Here is a 15842-nt window from a genome sequence, read left to right on the forward strand (position 1 = left end):
CCGTGAGCTACGAAAACCTGTTCCGCCTGGACGGACGGCGGGCCGTGGTGCTCGGCGCGGGCGGCATCGGCCGCGAAGCCGCGCGGGCCCTGGCCGCCCACGGTGCCGAGGTCGTCTGCGCCGACCAGGACGTCGACGCAGCGCGCGAAACCGGCGTCGGCGAGGTGTACGAGATCGACCTCCTGCAGCCGGGCGCCGTCGACCGGGCGGCGACGGACCTGGGCCCGCAGGACATCGTCGTGCTCACGGCCGCGATGAACGTCCGCAAACGTTTGCTCGACTACACGCGGGAGGAGTTCGACCGCGTCATCGCGCTGAACCTCGGCGTGACGTTCGAGGTCGTCCGGGTGTTCGGCGCCGGCATGGTCGCGCGCGGCCGCGGCAGCATCATCGGCTTCTCGTCGATCCGCGGCACGACCGTCGAGCCGGGCCAGGGCCCGTACGCGGCCACGAAAGCCGGTCTGGTCCAGCTGTTCCGGACGGCCGCGGCGGAGTTCGGCCCGGCCGGCGTCCGCGTCAACGCGATCGCGCCCGGCGTCGTCGAGACCCCGCTGACCGCGCAGATCAAAGCGAATCCCGCGTGGTACGACGCGTACGCGACGAAGGGCGCGTTGGGCCGCTGGGCGCGTCCGGAGGAGATCGCCGGCGCGGTCGTGTACCTCGCTTCGGACGCTTCGTCGTTCGTGACCGGCTCAGTGCTCGCGGTGGACGGCGGCTGGACCGCCGTCGACGGCCGCTTCGAACCGCCCGCCTCGTAAGGAGCGCTCATGACCGAGTTGCCGGACCTGACCGCTGTCGAGCTCGTCGCGCAGTACCGCGCGAAGACGCTTTCGCCGGTCGAAGTGACCGAAGCCGTCCTCGCCCGCATCGAGGCGCGAGAACCGGAGTTGCACGCGTTGTACGCGTACGACGCTTCGGGCGCGCGAGAGGACGCGAAGGCCGCTGAAGCGCGTTGGCACGCAGGTGAACCGCTGGGCCCGATCGACGGCGTCCCGCTGACGCTCAAGGAGAACATCGCCACGCGCGGCACCCCGGTCCCGCTGGGCACGGCGGCGACCGCGCTGGTCCCGGCCGCCGAGGACGCGCCGGCGGCCGCGCGGGTCCGCGAGTCCGGTGGCGTGCTGCTGGCCAAGACGACCATGCCGGACTACGGGATGCTGACGTCCGGGCTGTCGAGCTTCCACGAAACCGCCAGGAATCCGTGGCTGACGTCGGCGTCGCCGGGCGGGTCGAGCGCGGGTGCGGGTGCCGCGGCCGCCGCGGGGTACGGACCGCTGCACGTCGGCACCGACATCGGGGGCTCGATCCGGCTGCCCGCGGGCTGGTGCGGCCTGGCCGGGTTGAAGCCGAGCTTCGGCCGCGTGCCGGTCGACCCGCCGTTCCTCGGCCGCGTCGCCGGCCCGATGACCCGCACGGTCGCCGACACGGCGTTGCTGATGAGCGTGCTCTCCGCGCCGGACGAACGCGACCACCTGAGCCTGCCCCCGGCCGACCTGGACTGGGCTTCGCTCGACGGTTCCCTGAAGGGCCTGCGCGTCGGCCTGCACCTCGACTCCGGCCCCGGCCTCCCGGTGGATCCGGCGACGCTCGACGCGGTCACGGCGGCCGCCCGGGCCTTCGAGGCCGCGGGCGCGATCGTCGAGCCGGTCGGACCGTTCCTCACCCGCGAAATGCTCGGTGGCCTGGACGTCTTCTGGCGCACCCGCGCCTGGTCGGACATGACGGCGTTGCCCGCGGACCGGCGCGTGAAGGTCCTGCCGTACATCGCGGAGTGGGCCACGGGTGGCGCGGACGTGTCCGGAGTGGACGTCTACCGCGGCTTCGCCCAGATCGACGCGATCAGCGTCGCGACCCTGCGCGCGACCTCGGCGTTCGACGTCGTGCTGTCGCCGACATGCCCGGTCGCGGCGCCGCCCGCGGAGTGGGCGTCCCCGACGAACGACCCGGCCCGCCCGTTCGAGCACATCGCGTTCACGGTGCCGTACAACATGTCCGGCCAGCCGGCGGTCTCGGTGAACTGCGGCTACACCGACGACGGCCGCCCGATCGGCCTCCAGCTCAGCGGCCGCCGCTTCGACGACGTGGGCGTCCTGCGCGCCGCCGCGGCTTACGAAGGCCTCCGCCCGCCCCAGCGGCCTTGGCCGATCGGATAGGGAAGAAATCCGGGTCCCGCGGCGAAGTGGTGGTGAAGCTGTCGCCGACGGGAAGGGATCCCATGACAGAGGCAGCCCCGGTGACCGGCACCGACCAGTTCACCGAGGTGCACGACCGTCACTTCGCCGAGGTCTACCGCTACATCGCCGGCCGGCTCGGCGCGCAGGCCGCGGAGGACGTCGCCGCCGAGACGTTCCTGGTGGCGTTCGACCGGCGCGGGACGTTCGACCCCGCCCGGGGCGAGCTGCGCGCCTGGCTGTTCGGCATCGCGACGAACCTGGTGTCGAGACACCGGCGCAAGGAAGCCCGCCACTACCGGGCTCTTTCGCGGCTCGAAACGCCGCGTCCCGACGAAGGCCACGAAACCCGCGTCGTCGTGGCCGGGCAGCTGGGCAGGGCGCTCGCCCGGCTCACCTCGGGCGAGCGGGACGTCCTGTTGCTCGTCGCCCTGGCCGACCTCGGCTACGCGGAAGTCGCCGAGGCCCTCGGCATCTCCCCGGGCACGGTCGGCTCCCGGCTGACACGCGCCCGCAAGAAGCTCGCTCCCGTTCTCGCCCCGGAGGCCACCGATGAATGACCTCGAAACCCTGCGCACGGCACTCCTGCCCGACGAGCCGGCCCAGGACGTCGTCGACCGCAGCCGGCACCGGCTGCAGAACCACGTGCTGCACGGGCGCCGCAAGCGCGTCGGCCGCCTGGTGCTCGGCGCCGGGCTCACCGCGGCCGCGGCGGCGGTCGCCGTGGTGGTGGCGACGCTGCCCGCACCACCGGCACCGCTGCCGTCGGTGGCGAGTCCGGCCGACGCCCGCCCGGCCGTCCTGCTGGCCGCCGCCACCGTCGCCGAGCACGCCCAGGTCGGCACGGGCAAGTACTGGCACTCGACGACGAAGGTCGGCGAGCAGACCTGGGAGTACTGGACCACCACGGACGGGCAGGAGTGGTACCGCGACGAGCGCACCCACGGCAAGGCCGAGCTCATGCCCCGCCCGCGGCCCATCCGGCTCAACGGCGACGACGACGTCACCCTCAGCCGGATCCTGACTCTTCCCGCCGACCCGGCGGCCCTGCGGGCCTGGCTCGCGGACGGGCTGACGCGCCATCACCTGCCGGCGGACCAGCTGGAAACGGCCGTGCTCCAGTCCCTGATCGGCCTGGTGTCGACCGTGCCGTCGCCCCCGGCGGTGCGGGCGGCGGCGTTCCGCGCGATCGCCGCCGAACCGGGCGTGCGCGAGCTGGACGACCGAAGCGTGCGGCTGCCCGGCGGCGGCCGGCTGGTCGTCGACCCGGCGACCGGCCGGGTGGACGGCTCGTCGGCGTTCCTGGACGAGAACGGCAAGCCGGCGCACACCGCGGCCGGGGACCAGTACGACGTCCGTGGCGAATGGACGGACGACCTGCCGGAGTGAGCGTGGCGGAGGCCGTCAGCCCTGGACGGCCTCCGCCAGCGCGAGCACGCGCCGCGCGTTGTCGACGTGGAGGTTTTCGATCATCCGACCGTCCACAGTGACCACGCCACGGCCTGCCTTCGACGCTTCCTCGAAGGCCTCGATGATCCGCCGCGACCGGTCGATCTCCTCGTCCGAGGGCGCGAAGAGCCGATTGCACGGCTCGACCTGCGCCGGGTGGATGAGCGTCTTGCCGTCGAAGCCGTACTGGCGGCCCTGCCGGCACTCCGCCTCGAACCCTTCGAGGTCCTTCACGTCGTTGTAGACGCCGTCGAGGATGACCTTGCCCGTCGCGCGCGCGGCCAGCAGGCACAGGGAAAGCCCGCCCAGCAGCGGCCCGCGGCCCGGGACGAACTCCGCGTGCAGCTCCTTGGCCAGGTCGTTCGTGCCCATCACCAGCACGGTCAGCCGCTCGGACGCCGCCGCGATCTCCTCGGCGTGCAGCATCGCGACCGGCGTCTCGACCATCGCCCAGATCTTCGTGTGGCCGGGCGCGCCGCCCAGCTCCAGCGCACGCTCGATGTTGTGCACTTCGGCCGCCGAGTTCACCTTCGGCACGACCACCGCGGCCGGGCCCGCCGAAGCGGCCGCGCGCAGGTCGGCGTCGTGCCATTCGGTGTCCAGGCCGTTGACCCGGATCGTCACCTCGCGCTTGCCGTAGTCGCCGGAAGACGCGGCCGCGCACACCCGCTCGCGCGCGGCTTCCTTGGCGTCCGGCGCGACGGCGTCCTCGAGGTCGAGGATCAGCGCGTCGGCGGGGATCGTCTTGGCCTTCTCCAGCGCTCTTTCGTTCGCACCGGGCATGTAGAGGACGGAACGTCGGGGCGTCGTCATCCGAGGATCTCCTTGGTGGCCGCGTCGTAGGCCGCGGCGAGTTCGGGGTCGTCCGCCGCGAGGGCGTCGGCCAGTTCGGCGACCACGCGGCACTGCTTCACCGACGCGTCGTCCTGCATCTTCCCGTCGATCATCACGGCGCCGGTGCCGTCGCCCATTTCCGCGATGACGCGACGCGCCCAGGCCACGTCGGACGGCGAAGGCGAGAACACCTTCTTCGCGATGTCGATCTGCACCGGGTGCAGGCTCCACGCGCCGACGCACCCGAGGAGGAACGCGTTGCGGAACTGGTCTTCGCACGCGACGACGTCGCGGATGTCCCCGAAGGGCCCGTAGTACGGCAGGATCCCGTGCATCGCGCAGGCGTCCACCATCCGCGCGACCGTGTAGTGCCACAGGTCCTGCTGGTACGTCGTGCGGCCTTCGGTGAGGTCGTCGCCGACGGGATCGGTGCGCACCAGGTAGCCGGGGTGCCCGCCGCCGACGCGGGTCGTCTTCATCCGGCGGCTCGCCGCCAGGTCGGCCGGGCCGAGCGAGATGCCCTGCATGCGCGGGCTCGCGCCGGCGATCTCCTCGACGTTGGCCACTCCGCTGGCCGTCTCGAGGATCGCGTGCACCAGCAACGGCTTCGTCAGGCCGGCGCGGGCTTCGAGCTGCGCCAGCAGGCGGTCGACGTAGTGGATGTCCTGCGCGCCTTCGACCTTCGGCACCATGATCACGTCGAGCTTGTCGCCGATCTCGGTGACCAGCGTGACGAGGTCGTCGAGCACCCACGGCGAATCGAGGCTGTTGACGCGCGTCCACAGCTGCGTCTTGCCGAAGTCGGTGGCCTTGGCGATGGAGACGAGCCCGGCGCGCGCGGCTTCCTTGCGGTCGGCGCGCACGGCGTCTTCGAGGTTTCCGAGGAGGACGTCGACCTTCTTCGCGATGTCCGGCACCTTCGCGGCCATCTTTTCGTTGCCGGGGTCGAAGAAGTGGATCATCCGGGACGGGGTCACCGGGATCTCCCGCACGGGGGCCGGCGCGCCCAGGGCGAGCGGGGCGAAGAAGTCCTTCGGGGAGCGCATCGGTCCTCCACGGCGACGACTAAGTGACTGATCGGTAACTTTAGTCGCGGGCGCGCGTGGACGCTGCGGTGTAAGTCACCGCCATGTGGGTGACACTGGACAACCGCAGCTCAGCGGCCTGCGTCCACTGTGGATTTTCCCCGCATTGCGCCGAATGGGCTAGTGGGACCGCGCTGGCCGGTTCCTCCGTTCGGTAGTCGATCGCGGGCGGACCGTAATGCCACTCACCTGACTCTCACTCGGTTGGCCGCACCGTTCGACCGAAGTCGGATGACCGCCTACCGACCGGTCATCGACCGCTGGGCGCCGCCGATCGCAGCCACTCGCACTACCCGGCGACTCCGCGCCGTCGCGCTGTTAGACAAGTGAGGTGCCGGTTTTCACCGGTCACGAAGCGGTGCAGGTTAGAAGGAGGCGGACTCGTGGCGGCTACACCTCAGAACACCGAGCGCTCGACGGTCGCCGGTGGCGCGAAGCGCAGCCGGTCGATGCCGAGCCGGGTGGTGCCGCCGATCGAGCTCCCCGCGAGCGTCGACGAACTCGCCCGCACCGCCGCCGCCCAGCTGGGCTGGAACGGCATCGTGCTCCCCGAGACCACGATCCTCGGCCGCAAGGTCTGCGTGGTCGCCAAGCTTCGCACCGAAGTGCACGCCGAGCGCATCGCGATGGGTGCCGGCCCGGTGGCCGACCGCGCCACCGTCGACACCTGGACCTGGCCGGAGCTGGCCGGAACCGCCCCCGCCCCGGCCGCCGAGATCGTCGGCGTCCTGGCCGTCGCGCGCCACTGGCGCACCGCGATGGCCTCCGCGGTTCCGTTCGCCCGCTACGGCGAGGCCGCGATGGTGCTCCCGTCGCCGGCCGTCCTCACCGAGGACTACGTCGGCAACTGCCTGCCGCGCGCCCGTGCGTACGGCCTCGCGGTCGTCACAGCCGACCCGAACGCGGTCGTCGACCTCGACCTCGAGGGCCGCACCGAGCGCGTCGTGCTGGCCGAGGACCCGGTCTCCCGTCTGGTGAACGAGCTGGTGTACGACCACCTGCTGCGCACCGCGGAGGCGCCCGCTTCGCACTAGGGTCGGCTCCATGCGAGTCGTCATTGCAGGTGGACACGGTCAGATCGCGCAGCGGCTGGAGCGGTTGCTCGCCGCGCGCGGGGACGAAGCGGTCGGCATCATCCGGAACCCCGCCCACGCGGCGGACCTCGAGGCCGCCGGCGCCCAAGGCGTGGTGCTGGACCTCGAGAACTCCGATGTGGACGCCGTCGCCGAAGTGCTGAAGGGGGCCGACGCCGCGGTGTTCTCCGCGGGCGCCGGGCCGGGCAGCGGCACCGCGCGCAAGGACACTGTGGACCGTGGTGCCGCGGCGTTGTTCGCCGAAGCGGCCGAGCGGGCCGGCGTCCGGCGGCACCTCCAGGTCGGCTCGATGGGGGCCGACAACCCGGACAACCCCGACGTCAGCGAAGAGTTCCGCTACTACGTGCGGGCCAAGCGCGCGGCGGAGGACGACCTCAAGGCCCGCGACCTGGACTGGACGATCCTCCGGCCGGGCCAGCTGACCAACGATCCCGGCACCGGCCTGGTGCTGCTCGCCGACAAGACCGGCCGCGGCCCGGTCCCGCGCGACGACGTCGCGGCCGTGCTCGCCGCCCTGCTCGACGCCCCCGCTTCCGTGCGCCGCACCCTTGAGCTGATCTCCGGTGACGTCGCGATCGGCGAAGCGATCGCAGCGCTGTGATCAGCCAGGCGTCGAGAGAGATCGCCGTCTTCAGCGGTTCCGCGCACCCCGAACTGGCCGAGGAGATCTGCACCCAGCTGGGCGTGCCGCTGCAGCCGGTCGAGATCCAGCGGTTCGCGAACGACTGCCTCGAGGTGCAGTTGCAGGCGAACTGCCGCGAGCGGGACGTCTTCATCATCCAGCCGCTGGTCAAGCCGGTGCAGGAGCACCTCGTCGAGCTGCTGCTGATGCTCGACGCGGCGCGCGGCGCCTCGGCGTCCCGCATCACCGCCGTGATGCCGCACTACTCCTACGCGCGCTCGGACAAGAAGGACAAGCCGCGGATCTCCATCGGCGGCCGTCTGGTCGCCGACCTGCTGACCACGGCGGGCGCGAACCGCGTGCTCGCGATGACGCTGCACTCGCCGCAGGTGCACGGCTTCTTCAGCGTCCCGGTCGACCACCTGCACGCCCTGCAGGAGCTGGCCCAGCACTTCCGGCAGTACGACCTCTCGCGCACCACGGTCGTCTCGCCCGACCTGGGCAACGCGAAGGAGGCGTCGCACTTCGCGCGGCTCCTCGGCGTGCAGGTCGCGGCGGGCGCGAAGGAGCGCTTCCCCGACGACCGCGTCCAGATCACGTCGGTGATCGGCGAGATCACCGGCCGCGACGTGATCGTGCTCGACGACGAGATCGCCAAGGGCAGCACCGTGCTCGAACTGCTCGACCGGCTGGCTGAGCTGGAGCCGCGCTCGATCCGCGTCGCGTGCACGCACGGGCTGTTCGCGGCGAAGGCCATCGAACGCATCGGCGGCCGGCCGGAAGTGCTGGAGATCGTCTGCACGAACACGGTCCCGGTGCCCGAGGAAGAGCGCACCGAAAAGCTCAAGATCCTGTCGATCGCCCCCGCCATGGCCGAGGCGATCAACCGCATCCACAACGGCGAATCGGTGTCCGCCCTGTTCAGGTGAGCGGGCCGAGCACCCGGTCGAGGTAGGTGTTGGTGAAGACGCCGGCCGGGTCGGTTTCCTTGCGCACGCGCAGGAAGTCGTCGAAGTGCGGGTAGCGCGAGCGGAGGACGCCGGCGTCGAGGTCGTGCATCTTGCCCCAGTGCGGGCGGCCGCCGACCGCGCCGGCGATCTTCTCGAACGCGCTGAAGTACTCGCGGTACGGCATGCCGGTGAACTGGTGAATGGCGATGTAGGCGGAGTCGCGGCCCTGCGCGGTCGAAAGCCAGATGTCGTCGGCCGCGGCGACGCGCACCTCGACCGGGAACATCACCGGGTCCTTCAGCGTCGGCACTACAGCCCGTAGTTCGGCGAGCACGTCGAGCACTGATTCACGTGGAACAGCGTATTCCGTTTCGGTGAAGCGGACATTGCGCGCGGTGACGAAGACCCGGTGGGAGGTGTCGCTGTACTCGCGCGCGGACAGCATGTTCGACGCGAAGCTGTTCAGCGGACGCACCAGCCGGGGCATCAGCCGGCCCGTCCGGCAGAGGCCGCCGAACGCGACGTTTTCCATGATCTGGTAGTCGACGAACTCGCGGAGCTTGCTCAGCGGCTCGGCCGTCTCGCTGCGGTTGTTGCGCTTGACCAGGGCGTTCTTGCCGTAGGGAAACCAGTAGAACTCGAAGTGCTCGTTGTTCTCGGCGAAGTCGTGGAAGCCCTCGAGGACCTGCTCCAGCGGCTCCGGCCGTTCCTGCGCGCGCAGGATGAACGACGGTTCGCACTTGAGCGTCACCGTGGTGATGACGCCGAGGGCGCCGAGGCCGACGCGGGCGGCGGCGAAGAGGTCGGGGCGTTCGTCGGCCGAGCAGGTGACGGTCGAGCCGTCCGCGAGCACGAGCTCGAGCGCGGCGATCTGCGTGGCGATGCCGCCGAGCTTCGCGCCGGTGCCGTGCGTGCCGGTGGAAATCGCGCCGGCGATGGTCTGTGCGTCGATGTCGCCGAGGTTGGTCATGGCCAGCCCGAGCGCGTCGAGCTCGGCGTTGAGCCGCTTGATCGTGGTGCCCGAGCGGACGGTCACGAGGCCCGTCTCGAGGTCGGCCTTTTCGATGCCGGTCCAGTGGCGCAGGTCGAGCGCGTCGGAGTCGGCGACGGCGATCGCGGTGAAGGAGTGTCCGCTGCCCCAGGGCCGCACGGTCCGGCCGGCCGCGGCGACGGCTTCGACGGCCGCCGCGATTTCGGCCGCGCTGCGCGGCTGGTGGACGTGCTGCGGCGACGCGGACGCCGTGCCCGCCCAGTTGGTCCACCGGGTCATGCGCGCACCCTCCATCGGTCGAGTGCCCGAAACAGTATGTGAACAGTATTCGCGTTTCAAGCCTTCGTGTCGTACTTTAGACCTCGTGACCAGTGCGACGGTGTACGACTTGGCGACCAAGGACCTCGATCCACCCTTGGCCGTGGTCGACTTGGCGGCCTTCGACGCGAACGCGGACGACCTCCGCCGCCGCGCGGCGGGCAAGCCGATCCGCGTCGTCTCGAAGTCGGTCCGCTGCCGGGCGTTGCTGGAGCGCGTGCTCGCGATGCCGGGCTTCGAAGGCCTGATGTGCTACTCGCTGGCGGAGGCGGTCTGGCACGTCGAGCAGGGCACGACCGACGACATCGTCGTCGCCTACCCGACGGCCGACCACGAGGCGCTGCGCCGCCTGGCCGAGTCCGAGCGGGCCCGCGCGGCGATCACGATCATGGTCGACTCGCCCGCGCACCTGGACCTGGTCGACGCCGCGCTCGGCCACGGCCACCCGGAGATCCGGGTGTGCCTGGAGCTGGACGCGTCGTGGCGCCCGCTGCCCGGAATCCACGTCGGCACGCGGCGTTCCCCGATTTTCACGCCGAAGCAGGCGTCGACGTTCGCCCAGCAGGTCGTCGCGCGCCCGGGTTTCCGCCTGGTGGGCGTCATGGCGTACGAGGGCCAGATCGCCGGCCTCGGCGACGCGGCCGGCGCGCGCCTGAACCGCGCGGTGATCGGCTGGATGCAACGCCGTTCGGCGGCGGAGCTGAACCGCCGCCGAGGCGAAGCGGTCCGCGCGGTCCAGGCGGTGACCCCGCTGGAGTTCGTCAACGGCGGCGGCACGGGCAGCGTCGAGTCGACGGGCGCGGACACGGTGGTCACGGAGATAGCGGCGGGCTCGGGCCTGATCGGCCCCACGCTGTTCGACGGCTACACGAAGTTCAAGCCCCGCCCGGCGGCCCTGTTCGCCTTGCCGGTGGTCCGCCGCCCCACGCGCAAGATCGCCACGCTGTTTTCGGGCGGCTACATCGCTTCGGGCCCGGCGGGCGCTTCGCGAGTCCCGCAGCCGTACTTGCCGACAGGCCTGAAGCTCCTGGGCTTCGAAGGAGCGGGCGAGGTCCAGACCCCGGTGACGGGCCGCGCAGCCCGCACCCTGCAACTCGGCGACCGAGTGTGGCTGCGCCACGCCAAGGCGGGCGAGCTGGCGGAGCGGTTCACGCACTACCACCTGCTCAACGGCGACCAGGTGGAGCGAACGGTTCCCACGTACCGGGGCGAGCACCAGAACTTCGGCTAGCGGATGAAGCTGATCTTCGCCAGCTCCCCGCGGAACGAGGCGAGCAGGAAGCCTTGTGGTCGCCCGGGAGCCGGGCGCCCAGCTGACGTTCTACTGCCGCCCAGTCGACGGGCACCGGCTCGACGTCCGGAGAACCCGAACACCCGCGCCACCTCGAAAACCGCATTCGCCGACCGCTGGGGCAAGGCATCTCTCTTTGAGATGGTGGCCAACGCATCAGCACTCGAAGGACCGATCGCGCGGGCCCGAGCAAGATGGCGGCCGGGGAGCAAGTCGCGGTCGCCGGTGCGCACTTCCACCGCGGGGAGCATCGTGGTGTCCCAGGCCCGGACGGGTGAACAAACTCTCCTGCCAGCCGGTGGCCGGGCCGCGGACGCAGCCCACCCTCCCCGGGGGAACCCCCACAACCAGTCTATCGGCGCACCCCGACGGACCCGGCCCCGAACACCGGGTTGTCCACAGCTGTGCATGGCTGTGGACAACTTCTGTGGACAGCTAGGACCGCTCCCCGAACCGAGCCGCCAGATACCCCTTCACGACGTACTTGGCCTCGGCGACGATCTTCTCGTCCCCACTGGGCTCCCTTCGGAACGCCAGCTTCAACAGCGCGTCGGCGACCTCGTTGGCGATCGTGATCGCGAACCGGAGGTCCTCCACCGGGCGGTCGACCTGGGCCGTCAGGAGCTCCGTCAGGGAGTCCACGATCACCGCGTTGTTGTCGCGGGTCTCGTCCAGCAGCTGGCGGTCGATGATGTCGCCGAAGTGGACCTTCGAGAAGCCCGGCACCGAGCGGTGCATCTCCAGGTAGATGTCGAGGATCGAGTCGACGACGTCCCACCAGTGCTCCGGGCCCAGCTGCTGCAGGCGCTCGTTCACCGCGCCTACGAAACGCTCCAGGTTGCGTGCGGTAAGCGCTTGCACGACGGCTCGCTTGTCCGGGAAAAACTGGTACAGCGAACCGACGGCCACTCCTGCGCGCTTGGCGATCAGGGTCGTCGTGAGTGCGTCGTAACCGAGCTCGTCGATCAGCGCCGCGCTGGCGTCGAGCATCTGCTCGACCCGCTTGGCGCTTCGCTGCTGGACCGGCTGACGGCGCAAGGGGGTGGCTTCTGCCGGCACCTTCGCGGCCTGGATGTCGGACACGGCACTCCTCCTCGTCTGATCTGGGACTTTATCGTGCCGACGGGCTTCCCCACGGACGAGTGAAGACCTAGTATATGAGAACTTTTCATGTTCACCCGAACGGGTGGCCTGACGAAGGGTCTTCAGCGGTGCAGAACCCGATCTTCCCGCCCGGCTTCCTCTGGGGTGTTTCGACCTCGGCGTTCCAGATCGAGGGCGCTACCAGCGAAGGTGGGCGCGGACCGTCCATCTGGGACACGTTCACCGCGACCGAGGGCAAGATCGCCCGCGGTGAAGAAGCAAAAGTAGCGGCCGACCACTACCACCGCTACCCCGAGGACATCGCCTTGATGGCGGAGCTCGGCGTCGGGGCCTACCGGATGTCCGTTGCCTGGCCGCGCATCCAGCCCGACGGCAAGGGCGCGCCCAACCCCGAGGGGCTCGGCTTCTACGACAAGCTCATCGACGCCGTCTGCGAGGCCGGTATCGCGCCCGCGGTCACGCTCTACCACTGGGACACGCCCCAGGCGATCGAAGACGAGGGCGGCTGGCTCACCCGCGCGACCGCTGAGCGCTTCGCGGAATACGCCCACATTCTCGGCGAACGCTTCGCCGATCGGGTGAAACTGTGGATTCCGCTCAACGAGCCCATGGTGATGTCGATCTTCGGCTACGCGATCGGCGAGTACGCGCCCGGCAAGACGCTCCTGCTCGACGCCATTCCGACCGCGCACCACCAGAACCTCGCGCACGGCCTCGCCGTCCAGGCGCTCCGCGCGGCCGGTGCGACGAACATCGGCACGGCCAACAACCACTCGCCGATCTGGCCCGCCGACGAGAGCGACCATGATGCCGCCGAGTGGCTCGACGCGCTCCTCAACCGGCTCTTCGCCGACCCCGTGCTGCTCGCCACCTACCCCGAGCAGCTCCACGAGCACCTGCCCGCCGGGTTCGCGGACGACCTGCCGGCCATCGCGCAGCCGCTCGACTTCTACGGCATCAACTACTACGAGCCGCAGGGGGTCGCGAAGCCCAGCCCGGGCAACCCGCTGCCCTTCGACCTTCGCCCGATCGAGGGCTACCCGATGACGACCAACGACTCGCCGATCGTCCCGCACGCGCTGCGCGAGCTGCTGCTCGGCTTCCACCGCCGCTACCGGGACAAGCTGCCGCCCATCCAGATCACCGAGAACGGCTGCAGCTTCGCCGACGTCGTCGCCGAGGACGGCGGCGTGCACGACCCCGAGCGCATCGAGTTCCTGCACAGCCACCTGACCGCCCTGCGCGAGGCGATGGACGCGGGTGTCGACGTCCGGGGGTACTTCTGCTGGTCCCTGATGGACAATTTCGAGTGGTCCAAGGGCTACGCGCCGCGCTTCGGCCTGGTGCACGTCGACTACGAAACCCTGCGGCGCACGCCGAAGGACTCGTTCCACTGGTATCGGAAGCTGGTGCGCGATGAGTGAAACGACCCGGACGGTCCCGGAAGCGCTCGCCGAGCCCGTCGTGCGGGTGCGGCCCGGCTGGATGAGCCTGCTGTTCTTCGCGAACATCGCGCTCTGGCTGGGGATCTACGCGCCGATCCAGGTGCTGCTGCCCCAGCAGGCGGAGCTGCTCGACCAGGCGAACAAGGAGTTCGTGCTCGGACTGGTGATGGGCGTCGGCGCGATCGTCGCGCTGATCGTCAACCCGGCGGTCGGGCTGCTGTCCGACCGGACGTGCTCACGCTTCGGCCGCCGCCACCCGTGGACGGTGATCGGCGCCGCCGTCGCGACCGTCGGGCTGCTGGTGCTGGCGTTCGCGCCGAACGTGGCGCTGCTGATCGTCGGCTGGTGCCTGGTCCAGGCGGGGCTCAACGGCATGCTCGCCACGCTGATGTCCGCGATCGCCGACCGCGTCCCGGTCGGGCAGCGCGCGCAGGTCGGCGGGCTCGTCGGCATCGCGCAGATGCTCGGCACCGTGCTGGGCGCGGTCGTCGTGGTCGTGATGCTCGGCATCGCCGGGATCCCGCTGGCGTACGCGGTCTGCGCGGTGATCGTCGTGGCCGGGGCCGCGTTCTTCGTGCTGCGGACGCCGGACGCGCGGCTGCCGGTCGAGTTCCGCCCGTCGTCCCAGGCCGGCGAGGTGCTGCGCAACCTGTGGGTCTCGCCGCGGCGGCACCCGGACTTCGCGTGGGCGTGGTCGTGCCACTTCATGATCAACCTCGGCAACGCGTTCGGGACGCTCTACCTGTTGTTCTTCCTGAAGGACGCGGTGCACTACGAGGACCCGGACACGGGCCTGCTGATCATGATGGGGCTGTACGGCGTCGCGCTCGTGATCGGCGCGGTGCTCGCCGGCCACTTCTCGGACAAGTCCGGACGGCGTAAGCCGTACGTCCTTGCGGCCTCCGGCGTGATGGCGTTGGCCGCTTTGCTGCTGGTCGTCTGGCAGAGCTGGCCGGTCGCGCTCGCGGCGTCGCCGCTGCTGGGCGTCGGCTTCGGTGCGTACATGGCCGTTGCGCTCGCGATGCTGACGCAGGTGCTGCCGACGGCGCAGGACCGCGCGAAGGACCTGGGCGTCATCAACATCGCGAACTCGCTGCCGCAGGTGGTCGCGCCGCTGCTGACGCCGCTGGTGCTCGCCTACCTGGGTGGCTATCCGGGACTCTTCGCCGCCTCGGCCGTCGCGACCCTCTTGGCCGCGGTCCTGGTGCTCCGGGTGAAGGCGGTTCGCTAGACGTGGAACCGCGGGCCGGTGCCGGTCGGGGGAGGGGAGTGCAACGGCACCGGCCCGCGGAATTCAGGGGCCGCAGGGGCGGATCAAGGCGGGGTGAACCAGTGGTCCACGTCCCGTTCGATGATCAATCTAGCGGGGGATTACCGCCTGGGCTAGGCCTGACGCGTATTTTTTTCGATTAATCGCGGTGGGGACCGGGTGGTGTGGCCGAGGACCGGTTCGCGCTGCTCGGGGGTGCGGGCGAAACAGTCCTCGGCCGGGCGAGAGCAGGCGCGGGTCCGATGGGGCGATCGGTCGGCCGCGCTCGCCGGTCTGGGTGGGCGGCGCCGGTGGGACCGGCGCGAACCCTGGTGGTTCGGTCAGGACGGGGGTGGGTCGCCACCGCGGGAGGAGGCGACGGCCCGGTCCGTCAGGCCGTGACCGCTCGGCGCGGGTTCACCAGTGCGTGGCGCCCAGTGGTCTCCGCCGCGGTGGGACCCGGGACCGGACGGCCCTGCGTGGGGACCGGGCTCTTGCGCCGGCCCTGCAGGCGGTTGTCCGCCGAGGTCTGCTGCGGCGCCAGCCCGCCGGCGACCAGGTGCTCGTGCGCGACCTGCCAGACCGAGCACGGCGCCTTGCAGCGGTGCCACCGGGTCGAACAGGTCGGGCAGTCACCGCGCTCGTCGGGCTCGTGCATCTTCAGCATCGCGCGCCACGCCTCCGTCAAGCGGGGCAGTTCGGAGCGCGCGACCGAGACGAGCGACTGGGCGTCGGCGCGGTTCGCCAGGTCGGTCAGCATGTCGAGGCGCTCCCAGACCGCATTGCGGAGGACCTGCCCGAGTACCTGATCCATGTCAGCTCACCGTTACCTTTCCGCCATCTTGGCGGCTTCGTTGAGCGCGGCGCGCAGCTGTCCGAGCTGGCCGGACGTCAACCGCGCGGTCTCGCCGGGGGGCGAGACCAGTACCACCTGGTTGTCTTCGACGAACACCGTCACCGCGCGTTCCCGGCTGATGAGGTCGCCGCACTGCACGCGCCACACCAGCTGGCCGCCCTCGTAGTGCCGGACGCTCGCGGTGCGGGGGTCCACCGCGGCGGCGGGGGTCACCGGGCGGACGGCGGAGATGGGAGAGACCACCGGCCGCACGGCGCGGGTCGCCGTGCCGGCATGTCCCCCTGCGAACGAGTCCACGAACTCCACGCCCTTCTCCGCTCTGTCGTCCTCTTCGGAGCGGGCTCCGAAGATGCCTTCTGCAACATCCCTGCGGTTTTCGTAGC

At 70.9% G+C, this 15842-nt stretch carries 16 protein-coding genes; 10 read left to right on the top strand and 6 right to left on the bottom strand.

Translation table 11 applies throughout. From position 1 onward, the window contains the following. Positions 1–2 precede the first annotated feature (2 nt). The 4 genes from ACWEN0_RS09785 to ACWEN0_RS09800 all read left to right on the top strand — a co-directional run bounded on the left by ACWEN0_RS09785 (position 3) and on the right by ACWEN0_RS09800 (position 3560). On the top strand, positions 3–758 hold the full coding sequence (locus ACWEN0_RS09785) for an SDR family NAD(P)-dependent oxidoreductase (RefSeq protein ID WP_451970989.1): 756 nt from the start codon (positions 3–5) through the stop codon (positions 756–758). Between the two features lie 9 nt (positions 759–767). After that, complete coding sequence (locus ACWEN0_RS09790; RefSeq protein WP_451970992.1) at positions 768–2153, top strand: amidase; 1386 nt, start codon at positions 768–770, stop codon at positions 2151–2153. A gap of 62 nt (positions 2154–2215) precedes the next feature. Continuing rightward, on the top strand, positions 2216–2731 hold the full coding sequence (locus tag ACWEN0_RS09795) for an RNA polymerase sigma factor (protein ID WP_451970995.1): 516 nt from the start codon (positions 2216–2218) through the stop codon (positions 2729–2731). Then, complete coding sequence (locus ACWEN0_RS09800; RefSeq protein WP_451970998.1) at positions 2724–3560, top strand: CU044_5270 family protein; 837 nt, start codon at positions 2724–2726, stop codon at positions 3558–3560. The genes ACWEN0_RS09795 and ACWEN0_RS09800 overlap by 8 nt, the downstream gene beginning before the upstream one ends. 15 nt (positions 3561–3575) lie before the next feature. Here ACWEN0_RS09800 and ACWEN0_RS09805 read toward each other — a convergent pair whose 3' ends face one another. After that, complete coding sequence (locus ACWEN0_RS09805; RefSeq protein ID WP_451971001.1) at positions 3576–4433, bottom strand: HpcH/HpaI aldolase/citrate lyase family protein; 858 nt, start codon at positions 4431–4433, stop codon at positions 3576–3578. Next, the gene (locus tag ACWEN0_RS09810; RefSeq protein ID WP_451971004.1) at positions 4430–5500 is read right to left on the bottom strand and encodes an HpcH/HpaI aldolase/citrate lyase family protein; all 1071 of its coding nucleotides are present in this window, start codon (positions 5498–5500) and stop codon (positions 4430–4432) included. The genes ACWEN0_RS09805 and ACWEN0_RS09810 overlap by 4 nt, the downstream gene beginning before the upstream one ends. A 422-nt stretch (positions 5501–5922) precedes the next feature. On the opposite strand from ACWEN0_RS09810, the gene ACWEN0_RS09815 reads away from it, so the two are divergent. The 3 genes from ACWEN0_RS09815 to ACWEN0_RS09825 are packed head-to-tail and all read left to right on the top strand — an operon-like array spanning position 5923 to position 8184. Beyond that, positions 5923–6573, top strand: coding sequence for a hypothetical protein (locus ACWEN0_RS09815; RefSeq protein WP_451971007.1), 651 nt, complete (start codon positions 5923–5925; stop codon positions 6571–6573). A 10-nt stretch (positions 6574–6583) separates the two neighbouring features. Next, a complete protein-coding gene (locus ACWEN0_RS09820; RefSeq protein ID WP_451971010.1) occupies positions 6584–7234 on the top strand; it encodes an NAD(P)H-binding protein in 651 nt (216 codons plus the stop codon). Further along, positions 7231–8184, top strand: coding sequence for a ribose-phosphate diphosphokinase (locus ACWEN0_RS09825; RefSeq protein ID WP_451971013.1), 954 nt, complete (start codon positions 7231–7233; stop codon positions 8182–8184). The genes ACWEN0_RS09820 and ACWEN0_RS09825 overlap by 4 nt, the downstream gene beginning before the upstream one ends. Here ACWEN0_RS09825 and ACWEN0_RS09830 read toward each other — a convergent pair. Further along, on the bottom strand, positions 8177–9475 hold the full coding sequence (locus tag ACWEN0_RS09830) for a D-arabinono-1,4-lactone oxidase (RefSeq protein ID WP_451971016.1): 1299 nt from the start codon (positions 9473–9475) through the stop codon (positions 8177–8179). The genes ACWEN0_RS09825 and ACWEN0_RS09830 overlap by 8 nt on opposite strands. Before the next feature lie 85 nt (positions 9476–9560). Here ACWEN0_RS09830 and ACWEN0_RS09835 point away from each other — a divergent pair, with 85 nt between their 5' ends. Beyond that, the gene (locus ACWEN0_RS09835; RefSeq protein ID WP_451971019.1) at positions 9561–10745 is read left to right on the top strand and encodes an amino acid deaminase/aldolase; all 1185 of its coding nucleotides are present in this window, start codon (positions 9561–9563) and stop codon (positions 10743–10745) included. A 495-nt stretch (positions 10746–11240) separates the two neighbouring features. Here ACWEN0_RS09835 and ACWEN0_RS09840 read toward each other — a convergent pair whose 3' ends face one another. Then, on the bottom strand, positions 11241–11888 hold the full coding sequence (locus ACWEN0_RS09840; protein ID WP_451971021.1) for a TetR family transcriptional regulator: 648 nt from the start codon (positions 11886–11888) through the stop codon (positions 11241–11243). A 128-nt stretch (positions 11889–12016) separates the two neighbouring features. On the opposite strand from ACWEN0_RS09840, the gene ACWEN0_RS09845 reads away from it, so the two are divergent. Both ACWEN0_RS09845 and ACWEN0_RS09850 read left to right on the top strand, forming a co-directional pair. After that, positions 12017–13333 carry a GH1 family beta-glucosidase gene (locus ACWEN0_RS09845; protein WP_451971024.1) on the top strand — a complete coding sequence of 439 codons (1317 nt, stop codon included), beginning with the start codon at positions 12017–12019 and terminating at the stop codon, positions 13331–13333. Further along, entirely contained in the window at positions 13326–14585 is a 1260-nt protein-coding gene (locus ACWEN0_RS09850; RefSeq protein WP_451971027.1) for an MFS transporter, read from the top strand. The genes ACWEN0_RS09845 and ACWEN0_RS09850 overlap by 8 nt, the downstream gene beginning before the upstream one ends. Before the next feature lie 409 nt (positions 14586–14994). Here the strand turns inward: ACWEN0_RS09850 and ACWEN0_RS09855 are convergent, their stop codons facing one another. Continuing rightward, entirely contained in the window at positions 14995–15417 is a 423-nt protein-coding gene (locus ACWEN0_RS09855) for a hypothetical protein (RefSeq protein ID WP_451971030.1), read from the bottom strand. A 12-nt stretch (positions 15418–15429) separates the two neighbouring features. Beyond that, on the bottom strand, positions 15430–15765 hold the full coding sequence (locus ACWEN0_RS09860; protein WP_286000676.1) for a hypothetical protein: 336 nt from the start codon (positions 15763–15765) through the stop codon (positions 15430–15432). Positions 15766–15842 lie beyond the last annotated feature (77 nt).

It is taken from the genome of Amycolatopsis sp. NPDC004378 (genome assembly GCF_053602455.1).

Bases quoted from the DNA above. Each gene is read 5' to 3' on its own strand.
- ACWEN0_RS09790 (WP_451970992.1), top strand. From the start codon at position 768: ATGACCGAGTTGCCGGACCTGACCGCTGTCGAGCTCGTCGCGCAGTAC.
- ACWEN0_RS09795 (WP_451970995.1), top strand. From the start codon at position 2,216: ATGACAGAGGCAGCCCCGGTGACCGGCACCGACCAGTTCACCGAGGTG.
- ACWEN0_RS09800 (WP_451970998.1), top strand. From the start codon at position 2,724: ATGAATGACCTCGAAACCCTGCGCACGGCACTCCTGCCCGACGAGCCG.
- ACWEN0_RS09805 (WP_451971001.1), bottom strand. From the start codon at position 4,433: ATGACGACGCCCCGACGTTCCGTCCTCTACATGCCCGGTGCGAACGAA.
- ACWEN0_RS09810 (WP_451971004.1), bottom strand. From the start codon at position 5,500: ATGCGCTCCCCGAAGGACTTCTTCGCCCCGCTCGCCCTGGGCGCGCCG.
- ACWEN0_RS09820 (WP_451971010.1), top strand. From the start codon at position 6,584: ATGCGAGTCGTCATTGCAGGTGGACACGGTCAGATCGCGCAGCGGCTG.
- ACWEN0_RS09830 (WP_451971016.1), bottom strand. From the start codon at position 9,475: ATGACCCGGTGGACCAACTGGGCGGGCACGGCGTCCGCGTCGCCGCAG.
- ACWEN0_RS09850 (WP_451971027.1), top strand. From the start codon at position 13,326: ATGAGTGAAACGACCCGGACGGTCCCGGAAGCGCTCGCCGAGCCCGTC.
- ACWEN0_RS09855 (WP_451971030.1), bottom strand. From the start codon at position 15,417: ATGGATCAGGTACTCGGGCAGGTCCTCCGCAATGCGGTCTGGGAGCGC.